Raw genomic sequence first — 20,229 nt, forward strand, 5'->3', positions numbered from 1 at the left:
CGTCGATACCTATGCGTTCGCGCTCGGTTCCGGCATCGCGGGGCTGGCCGGCTGCTCACCCGCACCGGCTGGACCGCGTTCGTCGTCGCGCTGATCGCGGTCTGCGCCCTCGCGCCGATGCTGAACCTCGTCGTCCCCCAGTCCAGCCCCTTCCACCTGAGCGACTACGCCGTCGCCCTGGTCGGCAAGATCATGTGCTACGCCATCTGCGCGCTGGCCATGGACCTGATCTGGGGCTACACCGGCATCCTCTCGCTCGGGCACGGCCTGTTCTTCGCGCTGGGCGGCTACGCGATGGGCATGTACCTGATGCGGCAGATCGGCCGCGACGGCAACTACCACAGCGAGCTGCCGGACTTCATGGTGTTCCTGGACTGGAAGGCGCTGCCCTGGCACTGGACCTTCTCGGACAGCTTCCTGGCCACCTGCCTGTTCGTGGTGGCGGTGCCCGGCCTGGTCGCCTTCGTGTTCGGCTACTTCGCCTTCCGCTCGCGCATCAAGGGCGTGTATTTCTCGATCATCACGCAGGCGCTCACCTTCGCGGCCATGCTGCTGTTCTTCCGCAACGAAACCGGCTTCGGCGGCAACAACGGCTTCACCGACTTCAAGCGCATCCTGGGCACCGCCATCGCCACGCCGCAGATGCGCATGACGCTGTTCGTGCTGACCGGCGTGACGCTGCTCGCCTTCTTCCTGTTCGCGCGCTTCCTGGTGGCCAGCAAGTTCGGGCGGGTGCTGCAGGCCATCCGCGATGCCGAATCGCGCGTCATGTTCTGCGGCTACAACCCGGTGGGCTACAAGCTGACCATCTGGACGATCAGCGCCGTGATGTGCGGCGTGGCCGGCGCGCTCTACGTGCCGCAGGTCGGGATCATCAACCCCGGCGAGATGAGCCCCGCCAACTCGATCGAGATCGCGATCTGGGCCGCCGTGGGCGGGCGCGCCAGCCTGGTCGGGCCCATCGTCGGCGCCTTCCTCGTCAACGGCGCCAAGAGCTGGCTCACCGTGAGCGCGCCGGAGTTCTGGCTGTACTTCCTGGGCGCGCTGTTCATCGCGGTGACGCTGTTCCTGCCCGATGGCGTGGTGGGCCTGGTGAAGAAACTGCGGAGGAAGGCCCCATGACCCCCGACCTGATGGAAGAGGGCGCGCGCCGCGCCTCTGCGTATGCGCAGATGGTCGCGCGCGACCGCACCGAGTCGGGCGGCCGCGCCGCCGGCTTCGGCCGGCCGGTCACGCCCGGCGAGGTCGACATCGCGCACGGCCGCATCCTGTACCTGGAGGACGTCACGGTCAGCTTCGACGGCTTCAAGGCCATCGACGGCCTGTCGCTGGACATCGCACCGGGCGAACTGCGCTGCGTGATCGGGCCGAACGGCGCCGGCAAGACGACCATGATGGACATCATCACCGGCAAGACGCGGCCGGACAGCGGCACCGTCTTCTTCGGCAGCACCATCGACCTGCTGCGCTACCGCGAGGCGGAGATCGCGCAGATGGGCATCGGCCGCAAGTTCCAGAAGCCCACCGTGTTCGAGCAGCTCACGGTGTACGAGAACCTGGAACTGGCGCTCAAGACGGACAAGGGCGTGGTCGCGTCGATGCGCTTCCGCCCGGATTCGGCCGAGAGCGACCGGCTCGCCGAGGTGCTGCGCACCATCCATCTCGCCGCGCACGTCGATCGCCCCGCGGGAACCCTGAGCCACGGCCAGAAGCAATGGCTGGAGATCGGGATGCTGCTGATGCAGGACCCCAAGCTGCTGCTGCTCGACGAGCCGGTGGCCGGCATGACCGACGAGGAAACCGCGCGGACCGCGGAACTGTTCCTCTCGCTCAAGGGCAAGCATTCGCTGATGGTGGTGGAGCACGACATGGGCTTCATCCAGGCGATCTCGGAGAAGGTGACCGTGCTGCACGAGGGCGCCGTGCTCGCCGAGGGCACGCTGGACCAGGTGCAGGCGGACGAACGCGTGATCGAGGTGTACCTGGGGCGGTGAAAACGCTGGGGTGCGGCGCTGTGCGCGCCCACCGCCAGCCTACGGGAAAGCCATGCTTGAACTACGCAACATCAACCAGTACTACGGCGGCTCGCACATCCTGCGCGACGTCAGCCTCGAGGCGAAGCCGGGCCAGGTCACCGTGATCCTCGGGCGCAACGGCGTCGGCAAGACCACGCTGCTCAAGTCGCTGATGGGGCTGGTGCCCGTGAAGACGGGCAGCATCTCCTTCGAGGGCCGCTCCCTGGCGCAGGCCACGCCGTACCAGCGTGCCCGCGCGGGCATCGGCTTCGTGCCACAGGGCCGCGAGATCTTCGCGCGGCTGTCGGTTCAGGAGAACCTGCGCATGGGCCTGGCCACGAAGCCGGGCAGCACGCCGATTCCGCCCGAATTGTTCGAGCTCTTCCCGGTGCTCCGGCAGATGCTGCACCGGCGCGGCGGCGACCTCTCGGGTGGCCAGCAGCAGCAGCTCGCCATCGCGCGGGCGCTGGCCGCGAGGCCGCGCCTGCTGGTGCTGGACGAGCCCACCGAAGGCATCCAGCCCAGCATCATCAAGGACATCGGCCGCGTGATCCGCATGCTGGCCGACCGCGGCGACATGGCGATCCTGCTGGTGGAGCAGTACTACGACTTTGCCCGCGAACTGGCCGATGCCTACCTCGTCATGCAGCGGGGCGAAGTGATCGCGCGGGGACCGGGCAAGGACATGGAGGCCGACGGCGTGCGCCAGCTCGTGTCCATTTAGGAAGCTTCCTACCGGGTGAACCGCCGCTGCCCGGCACAGCGGGCGCGCGCATCTCCTTAAGCTGCAAGCAGCAAACTACCAAAGGAGATTCCCATGCCCGTCATCCTCTGGCTTCTCGGCGTGCCCCTCGGCATCGTGGTCCTGCTCATGCTGTTCCACGTCATCTGAGGCACGTGCCTGAGCCAACGCCGCCGCGCCCCGTCAGTCCTGGCGGGGCGTTTCGCTTTCGGTGCCCTCGGGCCTGCGCCTGAGTGCTTCCAGGTCTTCCTGGTTGCGGCCCGAAGCGGCGCCGCGGTTGCCCGCCTCGGTTTCGTGCGCCGCGGCCGGCCCCTGTTCCTCTTCCCGGTTCGCGTAAGGCTGGCGGCCCTTGCCGCCGTCCCAGCTCACCTCGTTGCGGTAGCCGTGCTTCGCGCGGCCTTCCTGGTCCGGCGCCGCCGGCTCGGTGAGATCGTTCTCGTTCATCCTGCGCCTCCACAAATGGCTGACCCGCCCAAGGTGGGACCTTGCGGCGGGCCGTGCTGTAGGACGGCAACCCGCTGGCGGGTTGCCCCCGGCTGAATCGCGTTACTGGCCGCGGTTGCCGAGCGTCCTGGTGGAAGGCACCAGCACGATCGGTTCGGAAGTCTGCGGCTGGATCGTCACGGAGTGCTCGCCCCGGGGCAGCACCACCGTCTCGGATTCGCGCAGCAGGCCACCGGCGGCGACGCTGCCTTCGATATTGCCCATGCCCATCACGCGGGCCTGGCAGGCGGCCTTGTCCTCGCCGGACTGGAACACGTCGCAACGCGTCATGGCGTTGGCCTGCAGGTCCCCGGTCGTGTCGAGCACGCCGCGGCGCTTGTCGGCCTGCGCGTTGCGGGCTTCCTTCAGGCAGTCGGACTGGGCTTGTTGCGTGTGGCCGCTGAGGCAGGCCTGCACTTCGCTCTGGTAGCTGCCGCTGTTGTCGATGCCGGTGGTGCCGCCGGCGGTGGCGATCTGCGCGGTGGCGGCGCCGAGCGCCAGCAGCGCGGTCACGCCGAAAGAGATCAGGCCTTTGCGGGAGCGTGCATCCGTCGCTTTCATGTTCTGGACTCCTTGAATTGGATCAATGAAGCCAGTGTGGACGGCCAGCCGGAATCGGGCTGCCGGAGAGATGCTCCGGTGCCGGTCGCGCGCTGCCCATGGCCGGGTAGGACTCGGCCTTGCAGGCCGAGGCTGACACGGGAGAACCCGGAGTCAGATGGCCCAGCCGCGGGGGTCCGCGGTGTCCCGCTGCCAGAGCAGCGGGCGCCAGGCGCGGCGGACCGCCTTGAGCAGGTGCAGCGCGGGCTCCACCAGGGGCGCGAGCACGCGCACCACGAGCACGCGCGGACCCGGAGCCGTGGCACCGGCGGTGGCCGCAAGCGGGTGCCCGCCGATCACGGCGCGGGCCGCGTCGAGCAGGTCGGCGCGCTGCTGGCGCGGCAACTCGCTGCCGCCAGCGAGGAAGAGGCTTGCCAGGCAGCGATGGCCGGCCAGGCCCAGCGGTCCGTCCAGCAGCCGGCGATCCTCGGCCGCGATGCGTCCGCGCTCCAGCCACGCGCCCTGCAGTTCGAGGTGCTGCAATACGCTGCCGCGCACGAAGGGTTGGCCAGCCTGCGGCAGGCCCAGCGCGGCGACGTCCCATCCGAGCAACTGCGCGCCCGGTGCGAGTTCCATGCGCAGGCGGTTCTCCGCGCGGCAGCCGCTGTAGTACAGCGCCTCCAGCGGCAACCATTCCAGCCGGGCGCCTTCGGCGAGCCGCAGCCGCACGTCCTGCACCGCCGGCTCGCCCTCGCTGCGGTAGAAGCGCGAGGCGCCGGGCGTGGTGACGAGCCCGTGCGCGCCGGCGGCGGCGGTGACGTCGACCTGCAGCGTGTCGCCGCCCACCAGCCCGCCGGGCGGGTGCACCAGCACGTTGTGGCAGACGGTGTCGCCTTCCGGGTAGATGCTTTGCAGGATGCGCAGTGGTCCGTCGTGCACGAAGCGCGCCACGCTGCGCTCGCCTTGGCGTGTGTAATCGAGCTGGAGCCGGGCGTGCCAGGGCATGCGGCGAGTGTAGGTCAGCCGTACCGCGCGCCGCGGAAGGCCGGGTGGCGGTGTGCTGCCGAGCGTGACTGGCGGTCCGCCGAGCTGATCCACGGTCGGGCAGCATCCTGAGGCTGTGCCGCGACAGTGCGCTTTGTCCGACGCAGCGTCGCGCCGGGCCCCCACCCACTTCCTTTACCGCTCCTACGCCCCCGCTTGCAGGCCTTGGCCATAGTGAGCAGCACCGGCCCTCCAGGGGCAGGTGGACGGGGCCCGGAATCGGGCCGCGGCCCGACCTTCAACAACACGCCGTTCGCGGCTCAAGGAGTGCAATATGGGTTTTCTGATTTGGTTGATCATTGGCGGTATCGTGGGCTGGCTGGCTAGCATGATCATGCGCACCGATGGCCAGCAGGGCATCCTGCTGAACATCGTGGTGGGTATCGTGGGCGCCTTCCTGGGCGGCTGGCTGATCTCCCCGCTGGTGGGCGTCGGCACCATCAACCAGGGCATCAGCATCGGCTCGGTCGTGGTGTCCCTGATCGGCGCCGTGATCCTGCTCGCCATCGTGAACCTGTTCCGCCGCGGCCGCGTCCGCTAAGAGCGGCTCACCACAAGAAACAGAATCTCGCGGGTTTGCCCCTGCATCGGGAGCGCCAATGGCGCTCCTTTTCTTTTGTCCGGCGGGTTCGGCCTCGGTGGCCGCAGGTGTCGGCTGCGCGATAAGGGATGCGCTGCGGCAGGAGTACATTGCCTCATCCAGCCCGGGGCTCCACCACACCACCCAGCACCATGCGACACGGCGAGCGACACAGGACCCACCGAACCGGGTGGCTGCGCGCCGCCGTTCTGGGTGCGAACGATGGCATCGTTTCGACGGCGAGCCTGGTGCTGGGCGTGGCGGCAGCCGGTACGGACACCAAGGCCATCCTGGTCGCGGGCGTGGCGGGCCTGGTCGCGGGCGCGATGTCCATGGCGGCCGGCGAGTACGTTTCGGTGAGCTCGCAAGCCGATACGGAAACCGCGGATCTGGCGCGCGAAGCCAGGGAGCTGACGGCGAATCCGGAGCAGGAGCACGCCGAACTGACGGCCATCTATGTCGCGCGGGGCCTGGACGAGTCACTGGCCTCGCGCGTCGCAACTCAGCTGACGCAGCATGACGCGCTCGCCGCCCATGGGCGCGATGAACTCGGCATCTCGGACACCTTGGCAGCCAAGCCCGTCCAGGCTGCCTTCGCTTCGGCGGGGACGTTCGCCGTGGGAGCGGCGCTCCCGCTCGTGATGGTGCTGCTGATTCCGGCCGCCGCGCTCATGTGGGGCCTGGCCGCGAGCTCGCTCGTCTTCCTGGCGCTGCTGGGCGTCCTGTCGGCGCGCGCCGGGGGTGCGCCCGTGCTCGCATCCGCCATGCGCGTCACGTTCTGGGGTGCCCTGGCCATGGGGTTGACCGCCGGCGTTGGGGCTCTCTTCGGGGTTGCTGTCTGAGCGACCGGTCGCGCGTCCAGTCCGTCGGGCCCGTTGCAGTCTCGGTCCCTAGGGATAGCCCGTAGGCCTGCACGCCCGACCTGTGTCCGCCCGTAAGCAGGCGCCACAAGCACGTAACGCGCAGTCGTTCCGGGCCAACACCAACCCGACGAAATAGCACCCTCGCGCCGCGCCCGCTTGATCGCGCACGCAGGCTCCCCGTAAGCTGCGGCGCACGGAGGTAACACGGACATGTGGGAGCAATCGAGGTACTTCGACGATTTCGAGAACGCGGCCAATTACGTCAACGGCCGCTTCGATCCGAAGGCTGCGCAAGCGCTGCGCGCCGCCCACCAGCACAAGCTGGAAGAAGAGGCGCGGGCGCGCAGGGAGGTCCGCACCATCGCGCAGCAGCACAGGCCGCAGTCCCTGCGCAGGAACTGATCTTCTCCGGGACGCGGGTGCTAGCATCCGCGCGATGCTGAACCTGGAGCACCGCGTCCCGCCCCCCATCGTCGGCCTCCTCGTCGCCCTGGCGATGTGGCTGCTGGGCACGCTGCCGCCGGTCCTGCCGGTGGCGACGTGGCTGCGCGAGGGCGTCGCGCTGCTGCTGGTGGCCGCGGGCGTCGCTTTCGATTTCCTGGGCATCCTCGCATTCCTGCGCCAGCGCACCACCATCAATCCGCTGCGGCCGGAGAACGCCTCCGCGCTCGTCACCGCGGGGGTCTATCGCGTCACGCGCAATCCGATGTACGTCGGCATGGGGCTGCTGCTCACCGCGTGGGCCGTGAACCTGTCGACGCCCTGGCCCTTCCTCGGCCCGGTCGCGTTCGTGCTGTACATGAACCGCTTCCAGATCGCCGCCGAGGAGCGTGCGCTGCAGGCGCGCTTCGGCGACGAATGGTCCGCGTACGCCGCGCGCGTGCGGCGCTGGCTCTGAGCCCCGGAGGTCCTGCCCGATGCGCACCCAGTACTACACCGCCGCCAGCCTCGACGGCTTCATCGCCACCGAGAACGACTCGCTCGACTGGCTGTTCCCGCTCGGCGACCTCAACGACACGGGCTATCCGGCGTTCATCCGCGAGGTGGGCGCGCTGGCGATGGGCTCGTCCACCTACGAGTGGATGCTGCGCCACGTGATCCGGCCCGGCTCGGAGATGCCGGGCGCGTGGCCTTACACGCAGCCCGCGTGGGTGTTCAGCTCGCGCGCGCTGCCGCCGGTGCCCGGCGCCTCGATCCGCTTCGTGCGCGGGGACGTGCGCTCGGTGCACGAGGAGATGCGTGCTGCGGCGCGCGAGAAGAACATCTGGCTGGTGGGCGGCGGCGAGCTCGTGGGCCAGTTCCACGACGCCGGCCTGCTCGACGAGATCATCGTGCAGGTCGGCTCGGTGACGCTCGGGGCCGGCAAGCCGCTGCTGCCGCGGCGCATCACCTCGCCGTCGCTGCGGCTGGTGTCCGCGCGGCCCTGCGGCGAGGGATTCGCGGAGTTGCGCTACGAGGTGCGGCGCGCCACCGTGCCGCACTGAACGTTACCCCAGGAGGTGCCGCCATGCTGATCCACGGCCGCTGCCACTGCGGCAACATTGCCTTCACGCTGCGTTGGGAGCCGGAGCCCGCCCGCATCCCGGCGCGGGCCTGCAGCTGCTCGTTCTGCGTCAAGCATGGCGGGGTCTGGACCTCGTGCCCCACCGGCTCGCTGCAGGTGCAGGTGCAGCGGCCGGAGGCCGTGCACCGGTATGCGTTCGGCACCAGGACGGCGACCTTCCACATCTGCAGCGAGTGCGGCGTGGTCCCCGTGGTGACGAGCGAGATCGGCGGGCGCACCTATGCCGTCGTGAGCGTGCACGCGTTCGAGGACGTGGACCCCGCGCTGCTGCAACCGGGCCCGGTGAGCTTCGACGGCGAGGAGGTCGGCGACCGCCTCGCGCGCCGCGCCCGCAACTGGATCCCGGACGTGCGCTTCGCCGTCGGCTGAGGGGCCTCAGTTCAGCGCATTCGCCAGGTTGCCCATCTTCGGCCGCACGCCCGGCAGCGGCTCGAGGCCGAAGCGCTCGGTGATGAACTTCAGGATCGAGGTGGTGTCGTAAGGCGTCGAGTCGATGAAGCCGCGCTTGACGGTGGGCCCGACCAGGATCGTGGGGATGCGCGAGCCGGGGCCGAAGCGGTCGCCGGCCGGCGGCGGCACGTGGTCCCAGAAGCCGCCGTTCTCGTCGTAGGTCACGATCACCAGCATGTCCTTCCATTGCGGGCTGGCGCGCAGCTTCTCCAGCACGCCGGCGATGTGCGCATCGCCCGTCATGATGTCGGTGTAGCCGGGGTGCTGCGTGTTGACGCCCACCGGCTTGTAGAAGCTCACCGCCGGCAGCGTGCCCTTCTCGATGGCCTGGAGGAAGTCGTCGCCGTCCTTCAGGTGCCGCGCGCGCTCGGGCGTGCCCGGCGCGAAGCGCGCGTAGTAGTTGAAGGGCTGGTGGTGCGGCTGGAAGCTCACCGCGTTCGGCCCGCGCGTGTAGATCACGCTGCGGCGCGTCGCCGCCGGCTGCATGCCGTCGGTGACCGCGGCATTCCAGCCGCCCGCGTACCAGGCCCATTCCACGCCCTTGGCCGAGAGGGTGTCGCCGATGGTGCGCGCCGTCTGCGGCGGCAGCGGCCGGCCGAAGGCCGCAGTGCCGGCCGGGTCGGCGTCCGTCGCCTTGCCGCTGGCGGCCGGCGGGATGCCGCTGGGCTGCCACGGCGGCTGGGTGGTATTGACGGACCAGCCGTCGGGGCTGACCTGCACCCCGCCGCCGCTGAACACCAGCACCGCGCCTTCGCGCGCCGAGGGTGAGCCGGGGCGCTTTTCGAGCTTGCCCTGCGCATCGAGCCGCACGTGCATGCTCCCGGGCGCGTCGGGGTGGCGCGGCGTGCAGGCGCACACCAGCCAGTGGTGGTTCAGGTACGAGCCGCCGAAGGCGCCCATGAAGAAGTTGTCGGCCAGCGTGTATTCCTGCGCCCACTTCCACACCCGCATCACGCTGCCGTCGTAGTGGCCCATGGTGTAGCCACCCGTGTTCGACATCGCGGCGAACATGTTGTTGCGCCCGCCGTTGATCTGCTCGATGTTGTGGAAGAAGGCGTGGATCGGGTTGAGCAGGCTCTCGGTGGGTGGCTTGCTCACCGGCGGCGCATCGATGCGGAAGGGCCGGTTGGGCAGGCGCGGGAAGCGCGGGTCGGGCTTGCCGTCGGTGCCGAAGATCACCAGCTCGGGCAGCGGCCGCCCGTCGTGATCGAGCTGCGTGTACTGCTCGGGCGTGGCGCGGCTGATGCCGTTGGCGCCGGGGAACAGCCCGTACATGTTGTCGAAGCTGTGGTTCTCCGCGTAGATCACGACCACGTGGTTGATGCGGGCCATCCTGCCCGCGCTGCCGAAGGGCAGCTGGGCACAACCTGCGAGCAGTGCCCCGGCGGCGAGCGCCAGCACGACACGACGACCTGGAAGGAGGCGGAGGGACACGGCGGGATCCTGCGGTGATGCGAAGGTGCGAAGGTTAGCGGGGAACGGCCGGCGCCGGCTCGCCGGGAAAACCCGGGGCGGATCGTCCAGAATACCGGCCCATGAGCGAAACCCCCCGTCCGCCCCTTCCCGACCACCTCTCCGTGGACCCGCGCAGCCCGCACCACGACGCCGCCGCCTGCGAGCACGACATCGGCATCCGCTTCAACGGCAAGGAGCGCCACGACGTGGAGGAGTACTGCATCAGCGAAGGCTGGATCCGCGTGCCCGCCGGCAAGACGCTGGATCGCAAGGGGCGCCCCCTGCTGATCAAGCTCAAGGGCACCGTCGAGGCCTTCTACAAGGACCAGGCGCCGGAGGCCTAGCGCCAGGGGGGCGCCGGACGCCTAGCGCTTGCGGGGGTCGTGATCCCCCATCGCGCTGGCCAGCGGGTCGATCGCGGCGGCCGGCTGCACGTTCTGGAAGGTCTCCACGACCTTGCGCACGATGTGCTTCTGGTCGTCGCCCCAGTTGGCCAGCCGCTCGGAGCCGAGCACGCCCTCCAGCGCCGTCACCAGGTGCAGCTGCAGCTGGGAGGGATTGGGGTGCGTGGCCACCAGCGAGGTGATGACCACGTACGACGCGGTGTGCATCGCGATCAGGTGCCGCACTTCCTGTCGCAGCGCTTCGATGTCTTGGTCCATGCCGCGACCATACGGCATCGCCGCGCGGGCCGGGAGACCCTGCATTCCCGCCTGCGCGGGAATGACTTTCGTCTGTGGCAGACTGCCCCGTCATGACGCCCTGGAGCGAAACGAACCTGGCCGACGCCGCCCTGCTGCGCGCGGCCCTCGAGGGCCTGCCCGACGCTCTGGTGATCGCCGACACGGCCGGAGTGATCCGGGTGTGGAACGCGGCCGCCGAGCGCCTCTTCGGCTTCACGCGCGAGGAGTCGGTCGGCCAGGGCCTGGACATGATGATCCCGGAGCGCTTCCGCCCCGCCCACGACGCCGGCTTCGCCCGTGCCGTCGAGACGGGCACCTTGCGCTCCGGCACCCGCGTGCTGCGCACCCGCTCCAACCACAAGGACGGGCGGCGGCTCTACGTCGATTTCACCTTCGCCGTGCTGAAGGCGCCGGATGGCCGCGTGGTGGGCATGCAGGCCCTGGCGCGCGACGCCACCGCGGCCCACCTGCAGCAGCAGGCCTCCACCCAGGGAAAACAGGCATGAAACTCGTGACCCTCTCGCACCGCGGTGCGGAAGCCGTCGGCTGCGTGGACCAGCAGGACGTCGTGGTGCTGCCGGCGCCGCCCTCCGGCCAGGGCCTCGTCGGCTGGCTGCAGCAGCCGCCGCAGCAGCTCGCGCAGGCGGCGGCGCAGGCGCGCTCGGTGGCGGCCAACGTGCTGCGCCTGTCGGACGCGAAGCTGCTGCCCGCCGTGCCGCGCCCCGGCAAGATCGTCTGCCTGGGCCTCAACTACGCCGACCACGCCGCCGAGGGTGGCCACAAGAAGCCGGAGTACCCGAGCTTCTTCCTGCGCGTGCCCAGTTCGCTGGCCGCGCCGGGCGAGGCGCTGCTGCGCCCGCGCGTGTCCGACCGCTTCGACTACGAGGCGGAACTGGCCGTGGTCATCGGCAAGAGCGGCCGCCACCTGACCGGGCAGAACGCCCTCGACGTGGTGGCCGGCTACACCTGCTTCAACGACGGCAGCCTGCGCGACTACCAGCGCAAGACCACGCAGTGGACCATCGGCAAGAACTTCGACCGCACCGGCCCGCTGGGGCCGTGGGTGGTGCCCGCATCCGAACTGCCGCCGGGCGCCACCGGCCTGAAGATCGAGTCGCGCCTGAACAGGCAGGTGATGCAGAGCTCGAACACGTCGAACATGCTGTTCCCCGTGGTCGAGACGCTGTGCCTGCTCACGGAGGTGATGACGCTAGAGCCCGGCGACGTGATCGCGATGGGCACGCCTTCCGGTGTCGGCTATGCGCGCACGCCGCCGGTGTTCATGAAGGCCGGCGACCGCATCGAGATCGACATCGAGAAGATCGGCGTGCTGTCGAACACGATCGTCGACGAGGAGGCGTAGAATTTTCCGGGCGGGGTCGCGAGCAGACTCCCCGCCTCCCAAGACGCTTGCCGCGTCCAAGCGCTGCTCCTGGCCGCCGGGCCTGCGCCCGGGCAGGAGATCCGCTTGCAACGAACGCTCCTTCCTTCCAGCGACGCCACGCGCCTGATGCTCGCGCGCGGGGTGCGCGCCTTCGGCGACGGCTTCGTCAGCCTGCTGTTGCCGCTGTACCTGCTGGCGCTCGGCTTCACGCCCTTGCAGGTCGGGCTGGTCGCCACCACCACCTTGTTCGGCTCCGGCCTGCTCACGCTGCTGGCCGGCCTGCATGCGTGGCGCTTCCCGACGCGGGCGCTGCTGCTGGCCGCCTGCGCGCTGATGGGCGCCACCGGCGTCGGGCTCGCGGTGCTGCGCGATTTCTGGCCGCTGATGCTGGTGGCCTTCGTGGGCACGGTGAATCCCTCCGGCGGCGACGTGAGCGTGTTCCTGCCGCTGGAGCATGCACTGCTGTCGCGGTCGGTCTCCGATCGCGAACGCACGGCGGTGTTCGCCCGCTACAGCATGGTCGGCACGCTGAGCGCGGCGGCGGGCGCGCTGTGTGCCGGCCTGCCGGCCTGGGCCGCCCCCGCGCTGGGCGCTTCGCAACTCACGGCCTTGCAGGGCATGTTCCTGCTCTACGCCGGCCTCGCAGGCATCGCCGCGCTCGTGTACCGCGGCTTGCGCGCGCGGCAGGCGCAGGCCGAGGAGGAGCCGCGGTCCGCGCTCGGGCCCTCGCGGCGCCGGGTCTACATGCTCGCCGCGCTGTTCAGCCTCGACGCGTTCGGCGGCGGCTTCATCGTGCAGTCACTGGTGGCCCTGTGGCTGTTCCAGCGCTTCGGCCTGCCGCTGGCCACCGCCGGCTCCATCTTCTTCTGGATGGGGCTGCTCACGGCGCTGTCGTACCTGGTGGCCGCGCGCCTTTCCGCCCGCATCGGCCTCGTCAACACCATGGTGTTCACGCACCTGCCCTCGAGCCTGTGCCTGCTGGCGATTCCCTGGTGCGCCGAGCTCTGGCAGGCGGTCGCGCTGCTGTTCGTGCGCAGCGCGCTGTCGCAGATGGACGTGCCCACCCGCAGTTCCTACGTGATGGCGATCGTCACGCCGGCGGAGCGCGCGGCGGCCGCCAGCGTGACGGCGGTGCCGCGCAGCCTCGCCGCGGCAGCCAGTCCCGCGCTGGCCGGTTGGTTGCTGGGGATGTCGACTTTCGGCTGGCCGCTGATCGCCGGCGGCGCGACCAAGATCGTCTACGACCTGCTGCTGCTCGCCATGTTCAGCCGCGTGCGCCCGCCGGAGGAAGCGCGGCTTCGTCGAGAGCTATCCACACCGGCGCATGGTCGCTCGGCTTCTCCCGCCCCCGGTGCGCCGCGTCCACTTCCGCCGCCCTGAGGGCCGGCACCAGCGACGGCGAGAGCATCAGGAAGTCCATGCGGAAGCCCGCCTTGCGGTGGAAGGCGGCTTCGTTGACCCAGAAGGTGTAGATGCGCTCCTTCGGGTGCAGGTGCCGCGTCGCGTCGACCCAGCCCTGCGCCAGGAAGCGCTCCCACTTCTCGCGCGTCTCGGGCTGCAGCACGGCGTCGAAGCGCCAGCTGCCGGCGTTGTAGATGTCGGCGTTGGTCGGCACCACGTTGAAGTCGCCGGCCAGCACCATGGGTGCGCCCGAGGCCATCAGCTCCGCGCCGTAGGCGACCAGCCGCTCCATCCAGCGCTGCTTGTAGTCGAAGTTGGGGCTGGGCACCGGGTTGCCGTTCGGCAGGTACACCGAGACCACGTGCAGTCCGCGCACCTTGGCTTCCAGCCAGCGTGCGGACACGTCCTCGGCTTCGCCGGGCAGCCCGCGCCGCACTTCGACCGGCGTCTCGCCGCGCGCCAGGATGGCCACCCCGTGGTGCGAGCGCTGCCCGTGCACCAGCACGCCGTAGCCGGCGTCCTCGAACGGTTGGTGCGGGAAGGTCGCGTCGGCCGTCTTGATCTCCTGCAGGCAGGCGATGTCCGGCTGCGCTTCCTCCAGCCATTCGAGCAGGCGGGGCAGCCGCCCCTTCACGCCGTTGACGTTGAAGGTGGCGATCTTCATCGCATCAGAGCGTGAAGGGCTGGCCCGTCACCGGCGTGCTGGGCACGGCCATCTCCTGCCTGGCCATGATGCCGGCCTCGTGCGCGAGCCGGCCCGATTCCACGCCGAGGCGGAAGGCCCTGGCCATCTTCACCGGGTCCTTGGCCTGCGACACGGCGGTGTTCACCAGCACCCCGTCGTAGCCCAGTTCCATCGCCTGCACCGCGTCGCGCGGCGAGCCGATGCCCGCATCGACGACCAGCGTCACGTCCGGCAGGCGGGCGCGCAGGGTGCGCAGCGCGGTCGGGTTCAGCAGGCCCTGGCCGGAGCCGATGGGCGCGCCCCAGGGCATCAGGATCCTGCAGCCGGCATCCAGCAGGCGCTGGCAGCTCACGAGGTCGTCGGTGCAATAGGGCAGCACCTCGAAGCCGTCGCGCACCAGCGTGCGTGCTGCCTCCACCAGCTCGAAGGGGTCGGGCTGCAGCGTGTATTCGTCGCCGATCACTTCCAGCTTGATCCAGTGGGTCTCGAACATCTCGCGCGCCATCTTCGACATGGCGACGGCCTCCCTGGCGGTGCGGCATCCGGCGGTGTTGGGCAGCAGGCGCGCGCCGCTTTCGCGGATCAGCTGGTAGAAGTCGTTGGGCGTGCCCGCGTTGGCGAGCTGGCGCTTGAGGCTGAGCGTCACCACCTGCGTGCCGGAGGCGACGATGGCCTCGCGCAGCACCTGCGGCGACGGGTAGCCCGCCGTGCCCAGGAAGAAGCGGCTGGCCAGTTCCGTGTCTGCGATGCGAAGTCCCATGGGGTTCATCCTCCGGTGATGGGTTGGAAAGTGAAGACGGCGTCGCCCTCGCGCAGGTGCACGGTGGCGCGCTCCGAACGCGGCACGAACTCGCCGTTGACGGCAGTGGCGAGCGCGGAGGGCGGCTGGCCCAGCGCGGCGACCAGGTCGGCCAGCGTGGTGGCTTCTTCCACGCTGCGGGTTTCGCCGTTGAGGGTGATCCGGTTCATGGCGGGAGCTCCTGCAGGGCGCGCTCCACCAGCGCCGGCGCGATGAGCCAGCCGTGGCGGAACAGGCCGTTGATGCGGGTGAGGCCGGGCTGCGACTGCAGCACCGGCAGGTTGTCGGGCAGGGCGGGGCGCAGGTTGGTTTCGCTGTGCACGATGCGCGCCTCCGCGAGTTCGGGCACTACGCTGTGGGCGGCGGCCAGCAGTTCGACGGTGCTGCGCAGCGACACCGGCGAGCGGTCCTCGCTCTCGATCTCGCTCGCGCCGACCACCACCAGGTCGGGCGCGCGCGGCACGAGATAGACGCGGTGGCGCGGATGCAGCAGGCGCACCGGGCGCTTGAGTTCGAGCCCCGGCGCCTGCAGCCAGAAGATCTCGCCGCGCACGCCGCGCACCGGCAACTGCGGGCGCGCGCCGGTGCCGCGCACGTCGAAGACATGGTCGAAGGCATGCGTGCCGTCGCCGGCCTGCAGCGCGCCGGGATGGGCGGCGGAGATGGTCCGGCTCCAATGCCACTGCACGCCGCGCGCGCCGGCGGCCAGGGCCTGCATGGCCTGCACGGTATGGATGCGGCCTTCGCCGGGGATGAACCACGCGTGGGCGGGGCCGCGGATGGAGGGCTCCAGCTCGCGCAGTTGCTCGGGCTCGATCCGCCGGATGGCGTCATTCGCGCGCGCTACGCCGCAATTCCCGGCGCGATCCCCGTCATGCCCCGCGCGTTTCCCGTCATTCCCGCGCAGGCGGGAATCCAGTGCTCCCATCTTCTCCTCGAGCAACCCGATCACCCGCCGCGCCGCGCCCTCGTCCCCCCGATGCGCCACCAGCAGGCTGCCCTCCCGGCTGAACTCCACCGGCACCTCGAGCCCCGCCAGGATCCCCGGCCACAGTGCCAGCGACCGCACCCCCAGCGCGAACACGTCCGCATCGGCGCACTCCAGCTCGGACACCGGACTCAGCATCCCGGCGGCCGTCCACCCCGCGGCCCCGCGCGCCTGCGCGTCCGCAGCGGGGTCGAACACGTGCACCTCGTGCCCGGCGCGCGCGAGCTGCAGCGCGAGCAGGCGCCCGAGCAGGCCGGCGCCGGCCATGCCGATCTTCATCGGTGCGTGCCGGTGCGGAGGAGGTAACGGAAGAGAAGTTGCATGCGGCCATCCCTTGTGCGAAGAAGCGGTGCTCCGGAGGGATGGCGGGACTGCTGCGGCCCTGAGGGAGGGCCTGGCCCGACAAGCTCTTCTTACGCCGGTACGAACCGGTTCAAGTTCACGGGTTTGGTGTTGCCATCTCAGCGAAGGCGGCCTGCGGCCGTTCGCACCCCGGAGCGAGGGGGAGTATACGCCGCTGCGGCATTTCCCTCGGCCGGAAGGGGGAGGGAAGGCTGGGGCACGGCGGCCAGGAGCGCCCCCGCCCCGACCCTCCCCCGGAGGGGGAGGGGGAAAAGACCGTAGAGTGACGGCCGGAGACACAAAGCCAATGAACAAGACGAGCTTCAACCTGCGCGTCAACGGCGTCGAGCGCGCCGTCGACGCCGAAGAAGGCACCTCCCTCCTCGACGTCCTGCGCAACACCCTCGGCCTGCTCGGCACGCGCTTCGGCTGCGGCTCGGGCGAGTGCGGCGCCTGCCATGTGCTGCTCGATGGCGTGTCGGTGCCGGCGTGCGACACGCCGGTCGGCGCCGTGCAGGGCCGCGCGATCGTGACCGTCGAGGGCCTGTCGGCCAACGGCGGGCCCGGCGCGCTGCAGCAGGCCTTCCTCGACGAGCAGGCGGGCCAGTGCGGCTACTGCCTCTCGGGCATCCTCGCCAGCGCCACCGCACTGCTGGCGCGCGTGCCGCAGCCGAGCGAGACGCAGGTGCGCGAGGCGCTGGACCAGCACCTGTGCCGCTGCGGCGCGCACAACCGCATCGTGCGCGCGGTGCTGCGCGCGGCGCAGGCGGGAGCCACGGCATGAGCGAACTCCCCACCAGCCTGAAAGCGAATCCGCGCCTGTCGCAGTGGCTGGCGATCCACCGCGAGGGCCGCGTCGAAGTCCGCAGCGGCAAGGTCGAACTGGGCCAGGGCATCACCACCGCGCTCGCGGGCCTCGTGGCGCAGGAACTCGACGTGGCCGCGCACCGGATCGAGATGGTGCGCGCCAGCACCGCCGGCGCGCCCAACGAAGGCTTCACCTCCGGCAGCCTGTCGGTGCAGGACTCGGGCAGTGCGCTGCGCCAGGTCTGCGCCGAGGCCCGCGAGATCTACCTGCACGCGGCGGCCCAGCGGCTGGAAGTCGCGGTCGATGACCTGCAGGTGCGCGACGGCGAGATCCAGGTGCGCGGCGTGCCGTCCCTGCGCACCAGCTACTGGGAGCTCGCCGACCCTGCGCTGCTCGAGCGCGAGGCCAGCGGCAGCGCGAAGGCCAGGCCCGCGACGGAGGGCGAGGAGCAAGCGCCCTTGCGCCTGGACCTGCCCGACAAGGTGCTGGGCCGCCCTGCCTTCCTGCACGACCTCGTCCTGCCCGGCATGCTGTACGCGCGGATCGCCCATCCGCCATCGCCGGCTGCCAGCCTCGTTGACGTGGACATCGCCGCGGTCGAGGCGCTGCCCGGCGTGGTGCGCGTGGTGCGCGACGGCAGCTTCCTCGGCGTGATCGCGGACGGCGACCACGAAGCGGATCGCGCCCTGCGCAAGCTCAAGGCAGCGGCCCGCTGGAGCGAGCGCGAGAGCCTGCCGGACATGAACGACCTGCCGGCCTTCCTGCGCGTGCAGCCGGCGGAGACGAGCGTGGTGCACGAGCAGCAGCCGACGGCGCCCGCAGTCGTGCCGACGCGCCGCTTCGCCGCCAGCTATGCGCGGCCCTACCTCGCGCACGCGTCCATCGGCCCGTCGTGCGGCCTGGCGCGCTGGAGCGAGGATGGCCGCGTCGAAGTCTGGACGCACGCGCAGGGCGTCTACCCGATGCAGCGGGACCTCGCGCTGCTGCTGCACGTTCCGCCGCAGTCCATCACCGTCAGCCACGTGCCGGGCGCGGGCTGCTACGGCCACAACGGCGCCGACGATGCCGCAGTGGACGCGGCGCTGATGGCCCGCGCCGTCCCGGGCCGGGCGGTGCAGGTGCGCTGGACGCGCGAGGACGAACTCACCTGCTCGCCCTTCGGGGCGGCGATGGCGGTCGACCTGCGCGCCGGCGTGGATGCCCAAGGCCGCATCGTCGAATGGGAGCACGAGATCTGGTCCAACGGCCACAGCATGCGCCCCGGCCGCATGCCGGTGCCGGTGTTCCATGCCGCGCCGCTGCTGCAGGAGGCCTTTCCCCCGCAGGTCTCGATCAACGTTCCCATCAGCTCGGGTGCCGGCGCGGAGCGCAACTCGATTCCCGGGTACGGGTTCGCGGCGCAGCGCATCGTCAACCACCGCCTGCTGGCGATGCCGTTGCGCACGTCTTCGCTGCGCTCGCTGGGGGCGCACTGCAACGTCTTCGCGGCGGAGTGCTTCCTCGACGAGATCGCGGCGGAACTGGGCGTCGATCCCCTCGACCTGCGCCTGCGCCACCTGGAGGATCCGCGCAGCCGGGCCGTGCTGGAACAGGCTGCCGCGATGGCGGATTGGCGCGGGCGCCGCAAGGCCGAAGGCGAGGGCTGGGGCCTGGGCTTCGCGCGCTACAAGAACAACGGCGCCTGGTGCGCGGCCATCGCGCAGGTGGAGGTGCAGCAGGACATCCGCGTGCGGCGCGTCTGGCTCGCCGCCGACGTGGGCCGCGTGGTGCATCCCGACGGCGTGAAGAACCAGCTCGAAGGCGGTGCGATCCAGACGGTGAGCTGGGTGCTCAAGGAGGCGGTGCAGTTCGACCGCACCCGTGTCACCAGCGACCACTGGGGCGCGTACCCGATCCTGCGCTTCTCGGAAGTGCCCGCGGTGGAGATCGCGATCCTCGACCGGCCGCAGGAGAAGTCGCTCGGCGCCGGCGAGCCGACGCACGGCCCGCTGGCGGCGGCCATCGGCAACGCGGTGTTCGATGCGGTCGGTGTGCGCGTGCGCGAGATGCCGCTGACCTGGGACCGCGTCCAGCGGGCGGCGCTGGCGAGCTGAACCAGGCGCGGGCCGGCAGGAAAACCTAAGCGGTCAGCCAGGCGACGGCCGCTTCCTCGTCGGTGAACACGATGAGGTTCATGCCCGAGCGTTGCGCCGTCTTCTCGCTGGCGCGGGTGATGCGGTGCGGCTCCACCAGCGAAGCCACGCGCTGCAGGTGCGAGAGCTGGCGGGCGGCCTCCTCGCCGACGGCGTAGTGATCCGTGAAGGTGGTCAGCGTCTGCACCTGGCGCAGGTCGAACAGCACGCGCCTGGTCTTCCACCCGGCGGTCTCGACCCCGACGAGGTGGAGGAAGGACAGGAACTGCCCGAGGGAGGGCTCGCCCTCGACCCGCACGACGGAGTAGCCGTCCCTGTGCTCGACATCGAACCGCAGGCTCATGGGCGTGGAGCATAAAGGAGGAGCCGCATGGCGGCGATAAGCGTCTTCCTGCACGGCCCCCGCGGGCCGACGAAAGCGCCGGTGGTCCGGCTGCGGGGCGGAGCACTCCAGCATGGGAAGTTGTCCGACAGCCTCGCGGCCCCGGGCTGCGTTCAAGAGGAGGAATGGACCATCCAAGGAGGAATGCCCATGAAAGCTCACGCTTTCGTCCTCGCCGCGGCATTGGCCTGCGGCAGCGCGGCCTGCGCGGCCGGCACGCACGACACGGCCCCGGCCGGCACTTCCGCCAGCGAGGGCGCGCACCAGCTCGCGGCCGACTTCAGGCACGCCATGCACAAGCTCGGCGCGGCGACGCGCCACGCGCTGCAGCGCGCCGACGCGGCCATCCACCGCAAGGGCGGGCACACTTGACACCTCAAGACACACAGGAAGGATCCCGATGAAAGCGACTTCTCGAACCCTCACGGCCCTGGCGGCCGCGGCCGCGCTGGCCTTCGGCGGTACGGCGCTGGCGCAGGGTACCCCCGGCAACGCGAGCACGAGCGGCGAGACGGGCATGCCGGCCATCGCGGGCGGCGGCAGCAACCTCTCCGCCGGCACGAGCGGCCCCGCCTCCGCCGGCGCCACCACCTCCCCCGGGACGAAGGGCTCCGCCGCCGCCACCCCGGGGACGAAGGGCTCCGCCGCCACCCAGGCGGGCATGACCGGCTCGCACGAGCACCACAAGGCGAAGCCCGCGAAGGTGGCGAAGCAGGACACGAAGAAGAAGGTCAAGAAGGTGAAGAAAGACCACCAATGACGCGACGCAGGTGAGGACCCCGGGCCGGCGCGAAAGCGCCGGCCCTTCTTTTGGCGGATGCCAAAGCGTGACGCTGTTCTCGCCGCGCGCCGCCACCTGCCTTGGCTGGTGCGGAAATGCACATGCGGG

The 20,229-nt window shown here is 70.7% G+C and carries 27 protein-coding genes and 1 riboswitch; of the genes, 17 read left to right on the plus strand and 10 right to left on the minus strand.

Features of this window, described 5'->3' with window-relative positions:
• The first annotated feature begins 51 nt into the window (after positions 1–51).
• The 3 genes from urtC to urtE are packed head-to-tail and all read left to right on the plus strand — an operon-like array spanning position 52 to position 2,739.
• The gene (gene urtC, locus WG923_RS27680) at positions 52–1,122 is read left to right on the plus strand and encodes an urea ABC transporter permease subunit UrtC (RefSeq protein WP_340354332.1); all 1,071 of its coding nucleotides are present in this window, start codon (positions 52–54) and stop codon (positions 1,120–1,122) included.
• The gene (gene urtD, locus WG923_RS27685) at positions 1,119–1,994 is read left to right on the plus strand and encodes an urea ABC transporter ATP-binding protein UrtD (protein WP_340354258.1); all 876 of its coding nucleotides are present in this window, start codon (positions 1,119–1,121) and stop codon (positions 1,992–1,994) included. Before urtC ends, urtD begins: the two co-directional genes overlap by 4 nt.
• 52 nt (positions 1,995–2,046) lie before the next feature.
• Complete coding sequence (urtE, locus tag WG923_RS27690) at positions 2,047–2,739, plus strand: urea ABC transporter ATP-binding subunit UrtE (protein WP_340354259.1); 693 nt, start codon at positions 2,047–2,049, stop codon at positions 2,737–2,739.
• Positions 2,740–2,940: 201 nt separating this feature from the next.
• On the opposite strand, the gene WG923_RS27695 is transcribed toward urtE, so the two are convergent.
• From WG923_RS27695 to WG923_RS27705, 3 genes are all read right to left on the minus strand, one after another.
• A complete protein-coding gene (locus WG923_RS27695) occupies positions 2,941–3,201 on the minus strand; it encodes a hypothetical protein (protein ID WP_340354260.1) in 261 nt (86 codons plus the stop codon).
• Between the two features lie 102 nt (positions 3,202–3,303).
• Positions 3,304–3,801, minus strand: coding sequence for a hypothetical protein (locus WG923_RS27700; RefSeq protein ID WP_340354261.1), 498 nt, complete (start codon positions 3,799–3,801; stop codon positions 3,304–3,306).
• 153 nt (positions 3,802–3,954) lie between these two features.
• Positions 3,955–4,785: an urease accessory protein UreD gene (locus WG923_RS27705; RefSeq protein WP_340354262.1), complete on the minus strand. Its 831-nt coding sequence runs from the start codon at positions 4,783–4,785 to the stop codon at positions 3,955–3,957.
• 313 nt (positions 4,786–5,098) lie between these two features.
• Between WG923_RS27705 and WG923_RS27710 the strand changes: the two genes are divergently transcribed.
• The 6 genes from WG923_RS27710 to WG923_RS27735 all read left to right on the plus strand — a co-directional run bounded on the left by WG923_RS27710 (position 5,099) and on the right by WG923_RS27735 (position 8,200).
• On the plus strand, positions 5,099–5,365 hold the full coding sequence (locus WG923_RS27710) for a GlsB/YeaQ/YmgE family stress response membrane protein (RefSeq protein ID WP_340354263.1): 267 nt from the start codon (positions 5,099–5,101) through the stop codon (positions 5,363–5,365).
• 191 nt (positions 5,366–5,556) lie between these two features.
• Positions 5,557–6,246 carry a VIT1/CCC1 transporter family protein gene (locus WG923_RS27715; protein WP_340354264.1) on the plus strand — a complete coding sequence of 230 codons (690 nt, stop codon included), beginning with the start codon at positions 5,557–5,559 and terminating at the stop codon, positions 6,244–6,246.
• Positions 6,247–6,477: 231 nt separating this feature from the next.
• Positions 6,478–6,669: a hypothetical protein gene (locus WG923_RS27720; RefSeq protein ID WP_340354265.1), complete on the plus strand. Its 192-nt coding sequence runs from the start codon at positions 6,478–6,480 to the stop codon at positions 6,667–6,669.
• A gap of 34 nt (positions 6,670–6,703) precedes the next feature.
• Positions 6,704–7,165 (plus strand): methyltransferase family protein, encoded by a 462-nt coding sequence (locus tag WG923_RS27725; protein ID WP_340354266.1) that lies wholly within the window; start codon positions 6,704–6,706, stop codon positions 7,163–7,165.
• 19 nt (positions 7,166–7,184) lie between these two features.
• Positions 7,185–7,751 carry a dihydrofolate reductase family protein gene (locus tag WG923_RS27730; RefSeq protein WP_340354267.1) on the plus strand — a complete coding sequence of 189 codons (567 nt, stop codon included), beginning with the start codon at positions 7,185–7,187 and terminating at the stop codon, positions 7,749–7,751.
• 23 nt (positions 7,752–7,774) lie between these two features.
• Positions 7,775–8,200, plus strand: a complete 426-nt coding sequence (locus tag WG923_RS27735; RefSeq protein WP_340354268.1) for a GFA family protein — start codon at positions 7,775–7,777, stop codon at positions 8,198–8,200.
• A gap of 6 nt (positions 8,201–8,206) precedes the next feature.
• Here WG923_RS27735 and acpA read toward each other — a convergent pair whose 3' ends face one another.
• Positions 8,207–9,715 (minus strand): acid phosphatase, encoded by a 1,509-nt coding sequence (acpA, locus tag WG923_RS27740; RefSeq protein WP_340354269.1) that lies wholly within the window; start codon positions 9,713–9,715, stop codon positions 8,207–8,209.
• A 101-nt stretch (positions 9,716–9,816) separates the two neighbouring features.
• Here acpA and WG923_RS27745 point away from each other — a divergent pair, with 101 nt between their 5' ends.
• Entirely contained in the window at positions 9,817–10,080 is a 264-nt protein-coding gene (locus WG923_RS27745) for a DUF3297 family protein (RefSeq protein ID WP_340354270.1), read from the plus strand.
• A gap of 21 nt (positions 10,081–10,101) precedes the next feature.
• Here the strand turns inward: WG923_RS27745 and WG923_RS27750 are convergent, their stop codons facing one another.
• A complete protein-coding gene (locus tag WG923_RS27750) occupies positions 10,102–10,398 on the minus strand; it encodes a hypothetical protein (RefSeq protein WP_340354271.1) in 297 nt (98 codons plus the stop codon).
• Positions 10,399–10,490: 92 nt separating this feature from the next.
• Between WG923_RS27750 and WG923_RS27755 the strand changes: the two genes are divergently transcribed.
• From WG923_RS27755 to WG923_RS27765, 3 genes are all read left to right on the plus strand, one after another.
• On the plus strand, positions 10,491–10,925 hold the full coding sequence (locus tag WG923_RS27755) for a PAS domain-containing protein (RefSeq protein WP_340354272.1): 435 nt from the start codon (positions 10,491–10,493) through the stop codon (positions 10,923–10,925).
• A complete protein-coding gene (locus tag WG923_RS27760) occupies positions 10,922–11,782 on the plus strand; it encodes a fumarylacetoacetate hydrolase family protein (RefSeq protein WP_340354273.1) in 861 nt (286 codons plus the stop codon). Before WG923_RS27755 ends, WG923_RS27760 begins: the two co-directional genes overlap by 4 nt.
• 147 nt (positions 11,783–11,929) lie before the next feature.
• Positions 11,930–13,183, plus strand: a complete 1,254-nt coding sequence (locus WG923_RS27765) for an MFS transporter (RefSeq protein ID WP_445322990.1) — start codon at positions 11,930–11,932, stop codon at positions 13,181–13,183.
• Here the strand turns inward: WG923_RS27765 and xth are convergent.
• The 4 genes from xth to WG923_RS27785 are packed head-to-tail and all read right to left on the minus strand — an operon-like array spanning position 13,068 to position 15,955.
• Complete coding sequence (gene xth, locus WG923_RS27770) at positions 13,068–13,868, minus strand: exodeoxyribonuclease III (RefSeq protein ID WP_340354275.1); 801 nt, start codon at positions 13,866–13,868, stop codon at positions 13,068–13,070. The two genes, WG923_RS27765 and xth, sit on opposite strands and share 116 nt — an antisense overlap.
• A 4-nt stretch (positions 13,869–13,872) precedes the next feature.
• Positions 13,873–14,649: a thiazole synthase gene (locus tag WG923_RS27775; RefSeq protein WP_340354276.1), complete on the minus strand. Its 777-nt coding sequence runs from the start codon at positions 14,647–14,649 to the stop codon at positions 13,873–13,875.
• A 5-nt stretch (positions 14,650–14,654) separates the two neighbouring features.
• On the minus strand, positions 14,655–14,858 hold the full coding sequence (gene thiS, locus WG923_RS27780; protein WP_340354277.1) for a sulfur carrier protein ThiS: 204 nt from the start codon (positions 14,856–14,858) through the stop codon (positions 14,655–14,657).
• Complete coding sequence (locus WG923_RS27785) at positions 14,855–15,955, minus strand: FAD-dependent oxidoreductase (protein WP_340354278.1); 1,101 nt, start codon at positions 15,953–15,955, stop codon at positions 14,855–14,857. Before WG923_RS27785 ends, thiS begins: the two co-directional genes overlap by 4 nt.
• Positions 15,956–16,069: 114 nt before the next feature.
• A riboswitch (TPP riboswitch) is annotated at positions 16,070–16,181 on the minus strand.
• Between the two features lie 144 nt (positions 16,182–16,325).
• Between WG923_RS27785 and WG923_RS27790 the strand changes: the two genes are divergently transcribed.
• Both WG923_RS27790 and WG923_RS27795 read left to right on the plus strand, forming a co-directional pair.
• Positions 16,326–16,802 carry a (2Fe-2S)-binding protein gene (locus WG923_RS27790; protein ID WP_340354279.1) on the plus strand — a complete coding sequence of 159 codons (477 nt, stop codon included), beginning with the start codon at positions 16,326–16,328 and terminating at the stop codon, positions 16,800–16,802.
• A complete protein-coding gene (locus WG923_RS27795) occupies positions 16,799–18,919 on the plus strand; it encodes a xanthine dehydrogenase family protein molybdopterin-binding subunit (protein ID WP_340354280.1) in 2,121 nt (706 codons plus the stop codon). The genes WG923_RS27790 and WG923_RS27795 overlap by 4 nt, the downstream gene beginning before the upstream one ends.
• Positions 18,920–18,944: 25 nt before the next feature.
• Here WG923_RS27795 and WG923_RS27800 read toward each other — a convergent pair whose 3' ends face one another.
• Positions 18,945–19,301, minus strand: coding sequence for an STAS/SEC14 domain-containing protein (locus WG923_RS27800; protein ID WP_340354281.1), 357 nt, complete (start codon positions 19,299–19,301; stop codon positions 18,945–18,947).
• Between the two features lie 189 nt (positions 19,302–19,490).
• Between WG923_RS27800 and WG923_RS27805 the strand changes: the two genes are divergently transcribed.
• Together WG923_RS27805 and WG923_RS27810 are read left to right on the plus strand one after the other, a co-directional pair.
• Positions 19,491–19,712 carry a hypothetical protein gene (locus WG923_RS27805; protein ID WP_340354282.1) on the plus strand — a complete coding sequence of 74 codons (222 nt, stop codon included), beginning with the start codon at positions 19,491–19,493 and terminating at the stop codon, positions 19,710–19,712.
• A gap of 28 nt (positions 19,713–19,740) precedes the next feature.
• On the plus strand, positions 19,741–20,100 hold the full coding sequence (locus tag WG923_RS27810; protein WP_340354283.1) for a hypothetical protein: 360 nt from the start codon (positions 19,741–19,743) through the stop codon (positions 20,098–20,100).
• Positions 20,101–20,229 lie beyond the last annotated feature (129 nt).

The sequence above is a fragment of the Ramlibacter sp. AN1133 genome (genome assembly GCF_037890035.1).
In the GTDB taxonomy this organism is placed as follows: domain Bacteria; phylum Pseudomonadota; class Gammaproteobacteria; order Burkholderiales; family Burkholderiaceae_C; genus Ramlibacter.